This is a genomic window from Xenorhabdus entomophaga, assembly GCF_037996725.1.
Taxonomy (GTDB): Bacteria; Pseudomonadota; Gammaproteobacteria; order Enterobacterales; family Enterobacteriaceae; genus Xenorhabdus; species Xenorhabdus khoisanae.
The window spans coordinates 1-10,463 of record NZ_JBBMXH010000124.1; the positions used below are offsets into that span (position 1 = coordinate 1).

At 41.2% G+C, this 10,463-nt stretch carries 11 protein-coding genes; 7 read left to right on the plus strand and 4 right to left on the minus strand.

What is annotated here, in order from left to right; genetic code table 11:
* Positions 1–372: 372 nt before the first annotated feature.
* Positions 373–939 carry a D-glycero-beta-D-manno-heptose 1,7-bisphosphate 7-phosphatase gene (gene gmhB / locus AAC854_RS19390; RefSeq protein WP_340618543.1) on the minus strand — a complete coding sequence of 189 codons (567 nt, stop codon included), beginning with the start codon at positions 937–939 and terminating at the stop codon, positions 373–375.
* A 178-nt stretch (positions 940–1,117) separates the two neighbouring features.
* On the opposite strand from gmhB, the gene metN reads away from it, so the two are divergent.
* From metN to proS, 6 genes are all read left to right on the plus strand, one after another.
* The gene (gene metN, locus AAC854_RS19395; protein ID WP_340618544.1) at positions 1,118–2,149 is read left to right on the plus strand and encodes a methionine ABC transporter ATP-binding protein MetN; all 1,032 of its coding nucleotides are present in this window, start codon (positions 1,118–1,120) and stop codon (positions 2,147–2,149) included.
* Complete coding sequence (locus AAC854_RS19400; RefSeq protein WP_340618546.1) at positions 2,142–2,795, plus strand: methionine ABC transporter permease MetI; 654 nt, start codon at positions 2,142–2,144, stop codon at positions 2,793–2,795. Before metN ends, AAC854_RS19400 begins: the two co-directional genes overlap by 8 nt.
* Before the next feature lie 142 nt (positions 2,796–2,937).
* Positions 2,938–3,753 carry a MetQ/NlpA family lipoprotein gene (locus tag AAC854_RS19405; protein WP_340618547.1) on the plus strand — a complete coding sequence of 272 codons (816 nt, stop codon included), beginning with the start codon at positions 2,938–2,940 and terminating at the stop codon, positions 3,751–3,753.
* Positions 3,754–3,908: 155 nt separating this feature from the next.
* Complete coding sequence (gene rcsF, locus AAC854_RS19410; RefSeq protein WP_340618548.1) at positions 3,909–4,304, plus strand: Rcs stress response system protein RcsF; 396 nt, start codon at positions 3,909–3,911, stop codon at positions 4,302–4,304.
* A gap of 19 nt (positions 4,305–4,323) precedes the next feature.
* Positions 4,324–5,031: a tRNA (N6-threonylcarbamoyladenosine(37)-N6)-methyltransferase TrmO gene (gene tsaA, locus AAC854_RS19415; RefSeq protein ID WP_340618549.1), complete on the plus strand. Its 708-nt coding sequence runs from the start codon at positions 4,324–4,326 to the stop codon at positions 5,029–5,031.
* Positions 5,032–5,144: 113 nt separating this feature from the next.
* Complete coding sequence (gene proS, locus AAC854_RS19420; protein ID WP_047961703.1) at positions 5,145–6,866, plus strand: proline--tRNA ligase; 1,722 nt, start codon at positions 5,145–5,147, stop codon at positions 6,864–6,866.
* A gap of 98 nt (positions 6,867–6,964) precedes the next feature.
* Here the strand turns inward: proS and nlpE are convergent, their stop codons facing one another.
* On the minus strand, positions 6,965–7,672 hold the full coding sequence (gene nlpE / locus AAC854_RS19425) for an envelope stress response activation lipoprotein NlpE (RefSeq protein WP_340618550.1): 708 nt from the start codon (positions 7,670–7,672) through the stop codon (positions 6,965–6,967).
* A 384-nt stretch (positions 7,673–8,056) separates the two neighbouring features.
* Here nlpE and rof point away from each other — a divergent pair, with 384 nt between their 5' ends.
* Positions 8,057–8,320 carry a Rho-binding antiterminator gene (gene rof / locus AAC854_RS19430; protein ID WP_340618551.1) on the plus strand — a complete coding sequence of 88 codons (264 nt, stop codon included), beginning with the start codon at positions 8,057–8,059 and terminating at the stop codon, positions 8,318–8,320.
* Between the two features lie 145 nt (positions 8,321–8,465).
* Here the strand turns inward: rof and AAC854_RS19435 are convergent, their stop codons facing one another.
* Together AAC854_RS19435 and AAC854_RS19440 are read right to left on the minus strand one after the other, a co-directional pair.
* On the minus strand, positions 8,466–9,383 hold the full coding sequence (locus AAC854_RS19435; RefSeq protein ID WP_340618552.1) for an AEC family transporter: 918 nt from the start codon (positions 9,381–9,383) through the stop codon (positions 8,466–8,468).
* 12 nt (positions 9,384–9,395) lie between these two features.
* Positions 9,396–10,277 (minus strand): TauD/TfdA family dioxygenase, encoded by an 882-nt coding sequence (locus AAC854_RS19440; RefSeq protein ID WP_340618553.1) that lies wholly within the window; start codon positions 10,275–10,277, stop codon positions 9,396–9,398.
* Between the last annotated feature and the right edge of the window lie 186 nt (positions 10,278–10,463).

Here is a 10,463-nt window from a genome sequence, read left to right on the forward strand (position 1 = left end):
TTAAAGGTTTGATGCTCAAAGAATTAAACTGTTGTTAGTTCGTAATGAATTAACTGTTCAGTCACTCTTCAAGACTTGTTATCTTTTTCGCCTTTCGGCGTGGATAGTGTCCTGCGAGTGCCCACACAGATTGTCTGATTAATTTGTTAAAGAGCGTTGGCAACCGGCAGTTCTCTTCCCGGTTGCGAGGCTGCGTATCTTACGCTTTTCGCCTCAAGTGTCAAGCCTTATTTTTCAAGGCTTTTCACTTTGTCATCTCGACAGGTTTGTGTGTTTGTCGTGACAACGGATGCGCATTATAGGGAGCAGTTAAATTTAGGCAAGCCTTTTTTGTGATTTTTTATTTGAACGATCACAATTTAAGCTAAAAGGCTATTTTTGCCTATTTTTTATCACATTTGGTAGGTCTGCCAGGCTATTAACAACCAAGTCTGCGGCTTGTTCTGCTGCTTCTGTTACAGGTTTTCCTGTACGAACGAGAATCTTGGTTCCAACATTAGCGGCATTTGCTGCCAGCATATCTTCTATTTTGTCTCCTACCATATAAGAAGCTGACATATCGATATGTAATGCTTGCTGTGCATCCAACAACATACCTGGTTGTGGTTTACGGCAATTGCAGCTCTTCTTATATTCTTCACCATCCCCTTCCGGATGATGAGGGCAATAATAGATACCATCAAGATCGACGCCTCGGTCTGCCAATGACCAATCCATCCATTCTGTTAGCTGCATAAACTGATCTTCTGTAAAAATTTTACGTGCAATACCCGACTGATTTGTTATCAAGACCAGTGCATAGCCCATTTTCTTCAATTCAAGCATGGCTTCAATCACGCCATCAATAAATTGAAAATTATCTATCTCATGTACATAGCCATGATCGATGTTAATCGTGCCGTCACGATCTAAAAATACGGCGGGAATACCTTGAGTCACCTGATTACTCCAAGAATGGATCAAGTAAACAGTATCGCATGATTTATTGCTGAATGAGAATGCAGCATTTAATTTATTCCCAGTTGACTTAGACGTCTAGACGCCTTAACATCCACTTTAATTCATGACTTGTTGAAATGTTCTCAAGTCATTCATCTATACATCTAATAAGAAAAAAATGATAAGACTGACTCAGATAAACAAGATATTTCAACAAGGCGCGCGTTCAATCAAAGCGCTTTCAGATATCAACTTACATGTCCCACAGGGGCAAATATATGGCGTCATCGGTTCTTCTGGCGCGGGAAAAAGTACCTTAATTCGCTGTGTGAATATGCTCGAGCGCCCAACTTCGGGTCAGGTATTAGTTGCAGGGCAAGATCTCACTTCTCTTTCAGAACGTGAACTAACGCGTGCACGTCGCCATATTGGCATGATTTTCCAACACTTTAATTTACTGTCATCCAGAACAGTGTTTAACAATGTTGCGTTACCTTTAGAATTGAACAACACACCAAAAGCTGAAATAAAGGCTAAGGTTAATGAATTACTGGAGTTGGTTGGCCTTGCTGATAAGCATGACGCCTATCCTGCCAATCTGTCTGGCGGTCAAAAACAGCGCGTCGCTATTGCCCGGGCACTTGCGAACTCACCGAAAGTACTTTTGTGTGACGAAGCCACCAGCGCATTGGATCCTGCAACAACGCGTTCTATTCTGGAACTGTTAAAAGACATTAACCGCCGTTTGGGATTAACCATTCTTCTGATCACCCATGAAATGGATGTGGTTAAGCGCATCTGTGATCAAGTTGCAGTCATTAGTGGCGGCCAATTGATCGAGCAAGATGTTGTCAGTGCAATATTTTCGCATCCTAAGACTCCGGTGGCTCAGGAATTTATCAAATCTACCCTGCACTTGGACATTCCTGGAGATTACTTACAAAAGTTACAGCCGAAATCCGCGCCTGATCGCAGTCCATTATTGAAGTTGGAATTCACTGGTAAATCTGTTGATGCACCTTTAATTTCCATGGCAGTTCGCCGCTTTAATATCGATATCAGCATATTGAGTTCCCAAATTGATTACGCCGGCGGCGTTAAATTTGGTGTTATGCTGGCTGAATTGGATGGAGAAGGTGATAACATCGAATCAACAATTGAATTTTTAGAAGCGCATCATGTGAAAGTAGAGGTTCTCGGTTATGTCTGAAGGAATGATTTTATTATTAGCTAAAGGAGTCTGGGAAACCCTCGTAATGACTTTCGTTTCTGGTTTCTTTGGCTTTGTGATTGGATTACCGGCTGGTGTACTTTTATATGTTACCCGTCCTGGGCAGGTTATTGAGAATGGCACACTTTATCGCATACTTTCTGCATTGGTAAATATTACTCGTTCAATACCTTTCATTATTCTGTTGGTATGGATGATTCCATTTACCCGTTTGATCGTAGGCACATCAATTGGCTTACAGGCGGCGATTGTCCCGCTGACCGTAGGGGCGGCCCCTTTTATTGCCCGCATGGTGGAAAATACATTATTGGAGATTCCGACAGGCTTAATTGAGGCGGCACGAGCGATGGGTGCAACTCCGTTCCAGATTGTTAAAAAAATTCTGTTGCCGGAAGCACTGCCGGGTTTAATTAATGCAGCCACCATTACCTTAATTACTTTAGTCGGTTATTCCGCAATGGGCGGTGCTGTTGGTGCAGGTGGTCTGGGCCAGATTGGCTATCAGTATGGTTATATCGGCTATGATGTAACAGTAATGAATACCGTATTAGCATTACTGGTTGTTTTAGTGTTCTTGATTCAATTAGGTGGCGATCGTTTAGTCAAAGCCGTTAATCGTAAATAGCATTATTTCAAATAAGGAGCCAGTAACGGCTCCGCTTACAAGGCTTATATCTAAAAGCCTCATTGTAGTAGTACTTGTAATAGATAGTACACAGTAGCTTGATAAGACAGGTTATAAATCAGTATTCAATAGGGGTGAAAATATGTCAGTAAAATTGAAATCCATTGCAGTAATCAGCGCTTTATTAGGTTCATTAATTATTGCTGGTTGCGGCCAGGAACAACGTGATCCGAACCATATCAAGATTGGAGTTATTGCAGGGCCTGAGCTTCAAGTTGCTGAAGTTGCCAAACAAGTTGCTAAAGATAAATATGGCCTTGATGTTGAGCTGACGACATTCAATGACTATGTTTTACCAAATGAGTCACTGAGCAAGGGAGATATTGATGTGAATGTCTTCCAACATAAGCCTTATCTAGATCAACAAATGAAAGAACGTAACTACAAACTGGCTATTGTTGGTCACTCTTTCATCTTCCCAATGGCTGCCTATTCCAAGAAAATTAAATCGCTGGATGAATTGCAGGATGGTTCTCAAATTGCTGTCCCCAACGATCCAACCAACTTAGGTCGTTCGCTACTGTTATTACAAAAACAGGGTTTAATCACTTTGAAAGAGGGTGTTGGCCTGCTGCCAACCATTCTGGACATTACCAGCAATCCTAAGCATTTGGATATCGTTCAGCTAGAAGCACCTCAATTACCCCGCTCACTGGATGATCAGAAAATTGCTTTGGCTATCATCAATAACACCTATGCAGGGCAGATTGGTTTGACCCCAGAGCAAGATGGGATCTTTGTTGAAGATAAAGATTCACCTTACGTCAATATTATTGTTAGCCGTGAAGACAATAAAGATGCCGAAAATGTACAAAAATTCGTGAAAGCATACCAATCTCCAGAAGTAGAACAAGAAGCACAAAAAGTCTTTAAAGGCGGAGCAATAAAAGGCTGGTAATCTTTCATATTCAGTCAATCAAGATTAAAATTATCGGGCGGGTATTTTTATACCCGCCCGTTTTCATTGAGAGAAACGAACGGCTTTATCGCAGTTTCAATCAATAAGATTAAACCTGTTCCTCACTGACTCTATTAATATAAGGATTCAACTCGATGCGTGTGTTACCTATCTGTTTCATGGCGCTCTTTATGGTGGGGTGTACTTCACTATCAACTCAGGTCGATAAATCCAGTACATCAGATTCGAAGTTGAAACGTCAGTCAGTCAAGAAAAGTAAAACACCATCTTATATCCGTCTATATACCAAAACAGATGAGCTGTTAGGTTTACCATTTAAAGATTTAGGTATTGTATCCGGGGAATCCTGCCGCAGTACGTTACAAGATCCCCCTGCCAGCATTGCAATTGCCCGGCAAAACATGCTGGCAAAAGCAAATTATCTAAACGCTAACGCGGTGTTACTTCATAAATGTGCGATCTTACCTGACCAGGGTTGCTACCAAATTGCTATTTGTGAAGGTTCAGCCCTGCTAACAACTAACAAGTAATTATTATTAAAAAACGCCCATGGCAGATTTTCATTTTACGCAAATTGGAACCATTCATTCTCCTTACAAAGAGAAATTTGCCATTCCCCGTCAACCGGGTTTGGTGGAAGATGGTACAGGACAGTTAGAATTACTTGCTCCTTATAATCAGGTTGATGCAATACGCGGGCTGGAGCAATTCAGTCATTTATGGATCATTTTCGTTTTTCACCAAACCATGGACGGTGGCTGGAATCCATTAGTGCGCCCTCCCCGTTTGGGAGGAAATGCCAAAATGGGCGTATTTGCCACTCGTTCAACCTTCCGCCCAAATCCGATAGGCATGTCCTTGGTAGAATTAAAAGGAATTCAACACGCTAATAATCGTATCATCCTGGAACTTGGCAGTTTGGATTTAGTGGATGGTACACCCGTGATAGATATCAAACCTTATTTACCTTTTGCCGAATCACGCCCGGAAGCTAAAGCAGGGTTTGCCCAATCAGCGCCAATTGCTGATATGAAAATCAACTTCTCGACAGAAGCGGAATGCCAACTTTTATCCCATCAGGCCAATTATCCCCATTTGCGACGTTTTATTAGCCAGATATTAGCTCAAGATCCTCGCCCGGCCTACCGCAAGAAAGAACAAGAAAACCGAATATATGCCGTCCATATATTGGATTTCAATGTCCGTTGGTTGGTTAATGGCACCCTGACAGAAGTGGTTTCTATCGAACACCGCTAAAACCCCTTTTGACATCGTAAGCTCGCTGGTAGACTAGCAGTTTATTTTTATTTTCTGGGCAGGGTGGCGCTACTTGCCGCCCAGAAGCAATTTGCTATCCAATGGAAACTTATATGCGTACTAGCCAATATCTGCTCTCTACTTTAAAAGAGACGCCTGCTGATGCAGAAGTAATCAGTCATCAACTGATGCTTCGTGCCGGAATGATCCGTAAACTCGCTTCAGGTTTGTACAACTGGATGCCGACAGGTGTCCGCGTGTTGAAAAAAGTTGAAAACATTGTTCGTGAAGAGATGAACAATGCGGGAGCGATTGAGGTTTCCATGCCGGTAGTTCAGCCAGCAGACTTGTGGCAGGAAAGTGGCCGTTGGGAACAATATGGCCCAGAATTACTGCGTTTTGTTGATCGTGGTGAACGTCCTTTCGTTTTGGGACCAACCCATGAAGAAGTGATCACCGATTTGGTTCGCAACGAAGTCACCTCATATAAACAGCTTCCGCTGAATCTGTTCCAGATCCAGACCAAATTCCGTGACGAAGTTCGCCCACGTTTTGGTGTTATGCGTTCACGTGAATTTATCATGAAAGATGCCTATTCTTTCCACACCAGCCAAGCGTCTCTGCAAGAGACTTACGATAAGATGTATGACGCTTACAGCAAAATCTTTACCCGTATTGGTCTGGATTTCCGCGCGGTTCTGGCAGATACCGGTTCAATTGGTGGAAATGCCTCTCATGAATTCCAGGTTCTGGCAGCCAGCGGTGAAGATGATATCGTATTTTCGACCGAATCTGACTATGCAGCTAATATTGAATTGGCGGAAGCGGTTATGCCATCTCAGGAACGTGCGGCACCATCTGAGGAGATGCGTCTGGTTGATACACCAAACGCAAAAACAATTGCTGAGTTAGTCGAACAATTCAACTTACCAATTGAAAAAACGGTTAAGACGCTGATCGTTCATGCTGCGGAAGAAAGCGGGCATAAATTAGTTGCTTTGCTGGTACGTGGTGATCATGAATTAAATGAAATCAAAGCAGAAAAACTGCCTCTGGTAGCTAACCCACTGAATTTCGCGACTGAAGAAGAAATTCGTGCCATTGTAAACGCAGGCCCCGGCTCTTTAGGCCCTGTAAACCTGCCTATGCCTGTTATTATTGATCGTAGTGTATCCATCATGAGTGATTTCGGTGCAGGCGCCAACGTTGATGGCAAACACTACTTTGGCATTAACTGGGAGCGCGATCTGCCAGTGCCAGAAGTGGCTGATATCCGTAATGTCGTTGAAGGTGATTCCAGTCCAGACGGCAAAGGTACACTATTAATCAAACGTGGTATTGAAGTCGGTCATATCTTCCAATTGGGTACCAAGTACTCTGATGCCCTGAAAGCGACAGTACAGAACGAAGACGGGCACAATCAAGTTGTCAGCATGGGATGCTACGGTATTGGTGTAACCCGTATCGTCGCTGCCGCCATTGAACAAAATCACGACGACCGTGGCATTATCTGGCCAAATGCGATTGCTCCGTTTCAGGTAGCCATTCTGCCAATGAATATGCACAAATCTTATCGGGTAAAAGAAGTCGCTGAAAAATTATATGCGGACTTGCGTGCCAATGGTATTGATGTGATTTTTGATGATCGCAAAGAACGCCCTGGTGTTATGTTTGCTGACATGGAACTGATTGGCGTACCACATACTCTGGTTATCGGTGATCGCAATTTAGATAACGATGAGATCGAATACAAATACCGTCGCAGTGGCGATAAGCAGATGCTAAAACTGGAAAATGTTGTTGAATACCTGAAAGGGCAAATTCAACAAGCTTAATTTTACTTACGAGCAATAGCTCAGTAAAAGCATCAGTTTAAATTGAAAAAAACCTGCGTATTTATCACGCAGGTTTTTTTATGTATCTCTGTTATGCGTTATTTTTTTGTATTGCAAGAAGATGACTTATCAAAACGGATTTTGCCTGTTTGGATCACTGAATTATCAAACAATCCATCTTCCATTGAAGGACGCAACGTATAGTAACCCTCAACTTCCACATAAACTGGGGTTCCTCCTTCCACGCCCATGGCACTGTAACCACGTTCCAAATCAATATTTTCAGAAGCATCATAACGTTTGCCGGTACGGCATTCCGTAAAAAGGGCTGAATCAGCAAAATAGCTGTATTCTCCCGCCAATTTTTTCGGAGTTACCTTGACCAACTCATAGTTAAAGTTCGATTCGATTGGTTCGCCGTTGATGTCCAGCATAACCAAGCTTTCACCTTTCATTTGGTAATAAGATTTTTTGCCATCTTCATTGCTCAATATGACTTTTTTACCATTTATTACCCACTTCCCTGTTTCAAAGAAAGTATTTTCCTCGCTTTTAGCTTCCAGATAAGTCTGCCCCGATATATAAGTTCCATCTTTGGCAAACTGTAAGGTAGTGTCGATACCTGCGCAATCTGCACAAGGGATAACGCCATTAAACACTTTCTCGGTTGGTAACGTCTTACCCTGAGATACATTGCTCACCTGCAATGCCGGGTTATTCTGCAACATGGAGTTGTCCTGACATCCAACCGATGTAAATACTCCCGCAGCTAACAATACAAACAAAATTTTCTTATTCATCATCATTTAAACCCAATAAATTCAAAAAGATACCCAATAAATTTCGAGTTACAGTGCAGCCAACGAAATAGCAACTTGAAAGATAGAGGGTATAGCCCATTTTTTATAACGTCCACTCCCTATAAAACATGAGCCTTAAGTAACAAAATTGACACTACTTTACCGCATCTCAAAATGCACAGAGAGAAAAATCAAATACTATGACGTAATTTCATTGCCTGATGATGAGAGAGAGGTTTAATCTACTCCTAATTTCAACGCAATTTCCACAGACGTATTCAGTAACCACGGTAGATTACTGTGCTATAGTCGTAGGTAGCATTTTTTGCGTTTGAGTTTGGTCAATCACGGGCGGCACGATCACCGCCACTAACATAGTGGTGAGCAAATATGTCTATAGACAATGAAGAGTATCAACCAATTAACTGTGATGATTACGATAACCTTGAGCTAGCTTGCCAACGCCAGCTTCATTTGCAGATCCAATTGCGAGATGGTGAAACCATTGAAGGAAAAGCGAATCAGCTGATTTTAAGAAAAAAAATTGAATGTCTTCTCGTCGATTCAAATAAAGGAACCCGTGAATTAAGGTTAGATTACATTATCAGTTTCAGCAATCCAGAAATTGGAACGATTGTTATTGAACATTCTTAAATTTGATCGCCCATAGCGATTAGAACCTTCTAACAAAAGTCCTTATGCTATATAAGGACTTTACTACAGGTGTTTATCTAGTCCTGTGTTGACTGACAAAAATCCATCCAGACAGGTCGATTAAACGGATTCAGATAACTAACGATCAAACGGCCACACTGCCTAAGATAAAACTAAGGGTTATAATCGACAGTAAGGTTGTCCAAGTAATAATGGATGCCATCACTTCATGGTTCCCTCCCATCTGCCGAGCCAAAATATAAGCGTTCCCCGCACAGGGAACCGCAGAATAGAGAATAGCGATATTAGCAGGCAGTCCAGAGATACCAAAATATTTTACCAGAGCAATGGTAATGATTGGCATTGCAACCAGTTTGAGCAGGGTGGTATAAAAAATAGAAACTATTTGGCGTATATGCATACTGACGATCAATCCTGCCCCAACTGACATTAAGCTCAATGGCGTAGCTGCATTAGCTAAATACAAGAAAAGTTGCTTTAGTGCACCAGTAATATGGATGTTAAATATATTCATCACAACCCCCAACACAGCACCGATAATCAATGGGTTTTTAGTTAGTGCTAACACGGCACTACTGAGATTCTTTTTGCTACCAGTACCATAGTGATTCATCACCAGCACACTCATGATATTCGTTAAAATGATCATGTAGGCAACAAAAAATCCAGATAGCGCAACTCCTTCACTGCCAAATAGAGATTGAGAAAGAGCGATGAATACATAAGAATTATATCTAATACCACCCTGAAAAATTGACGTAAAAAGACTCGGAGACGTTTTCACAAAAAACTTAACAGTAAATATAATTAACGCAATTATTATCGTTGAAATTATTGTCGCCATTATTGGGTAAAAATCATTTTCGTCGCTAAAGTTTGCCTCGCTAATATCTAATATCAACAGAGCAGGAAAGAAAAGATAATAAACAAATTTATCGGAAAAACCCCAAAATATCGCGACATCTTTAATATATAACTTAGACAAAAAACCTATAACTATTAATAAAAAAATAGGCAGTATAGATAAAAAAATGTTTAACATTTTAGGATACTCTTAAATAGAAAAAATACGATTTTCAACTTTATTAAGATTTCTGTGATTCCACAGATTGGCAGAGACAAAAACACGTTGTACCCAACGTAACGGTGTATTCATGTCATCATAAGAAGGCGAAAATTTATCTCTAGAGTGCAAAGCAAAACGGTTATCTATATACACTAGATCACCAGGACAAATATCAATACTAATGGCATTCTCTTTTACCCGGTCGTAAAATCTTTCTAAGGCTGCTTCTGATTGCGGACTACTGGCATTGATCATGCCTGGATAAAAAACAGCGCTGACATCCGGTAAGATATGATTCTGTGAGATAAGAGGCACTAGAGCGGTTTCTTCTTTGCCACTTTGCGTGGATTGTCGCCAGCGATAAGGAAGCTTAATGCTATATAGCGGGCTCGCCAGCGTTTCAATGTCTTCTTTACTGAGCTGGGCGATAGCCAAACGTGAGTCTGATATACGTGTCAATGGACTTTGCGGGTCACGACGCACCCCCGCCAGAAGTAACCCCATAGGGGAAACGTTGAATTGGTCAAGATGCTTTAACGCCGCATTTTCAATATGGAAATCCAACTCAACATCAAAACCTAATCCAGTATATTCTTTTTTATTATCACTTTTGGGAATAAGATTATTTATAAGCTCACGTCCTTCAAAACACATGGAATAAGGTTCACCAATCAAAGTGGATATTCCAACCAATAGATTTTCACTGATATTGCCCGATTTAGCTGATGGTGTGTATTGATTAGGACACGGAGAGAAAAAAACTTCTCTATCAGTTGGAACGTTCTTAAAAAGAATATAGGGCCTTGGCTGTATTGAAGCTCGTTGTTTTCCTAATGCTATATTTACCCTTTCAGGTAAATATGTGGTCATAATTGCTCTTATTTCATGAATATAATTATCGCTACCGGTAGGATCATAGTTTATTTTATTCAAGACAGAAAACAGCTTGGATTCACATATTAAGTGCAACATCGTTATAAACGAAGTAAATGAGTTTTTGTACCTTTAAATAGCTCATCCGGCGTATTGTAACCCCGTGTTTTTCGTGGTCGCTTA

Excerpts from the sequence above, each read along its gene's own strand:
- metN (WP_340618544.1), top strand. The coding sequence starts at position 1,118 with ATGATAAGACTGACTCAGATAAACAAGATATTTCAACAAGGCGCGCGT.
- rof (WP_340618551.1), top strand. The coding sequence starts at position 8,057 with ATGTCTATAGACAATGAAGAGTATCAACCAATTAACTGTGATGATTAC.
- nlpE (WP_340618550.1), bottom strand. The coding sequence starts at position 7,672 with ATGATGATGAATAAGAAAATTTTGTTTGTATTGTTAGCTGCGGGAGTA.
- AAC854_RS19440 (WP_340618553.1), bottom strand. The coding sequence starts at position 10,277 with ATGACCACATATTTACCTGAAAGGGTAAATATAGCATTAGGAAAACAA.
- rcsF (WP_340618548.1), top strand. The coding sequence starts at position 3,909 with ATGCGTGTGTTACCTATCTGTTTCATGGCGCTCTTTATGGTGGGGTGT.
- AAC854_RS19400 (WP_340618546.1), top strand. The coding sequence starts at position 2,142 with ATGTCTGAAGGAATGATTTTATTATTAGCTAAAGGAGTCTGGGAAACC.
- tsaA (WP_340618549.1), top strand. The coding sequence starts at position 4,324 with ATGGCAGATTTTCATTTTACGCAAATTGGAACCATTCATTCTCCTTAC.
- AAC854_RS19435 (WP_340618552.1), bottom strand. The coding sequence starts at position 9,383 with ATGTTAAACATTTTTTTATCTATACTGCCTATTTTTTTATTAATAGTT.
- AAC854_RS19405 (WP_340618547.1), top strand. The coding sequence starts at position 2,938 with ATGTCAGTAAAATTGAAATCCATTGCAGTAATCAGCGCTTTATTAGGT.
- proS (WP_047961703.1), top strand. The coding sequence starts at position 5,145 with ATGCGTACTAGCCAATATCTGCTCTCTACTTTAAAAGAGACGCCTGCT.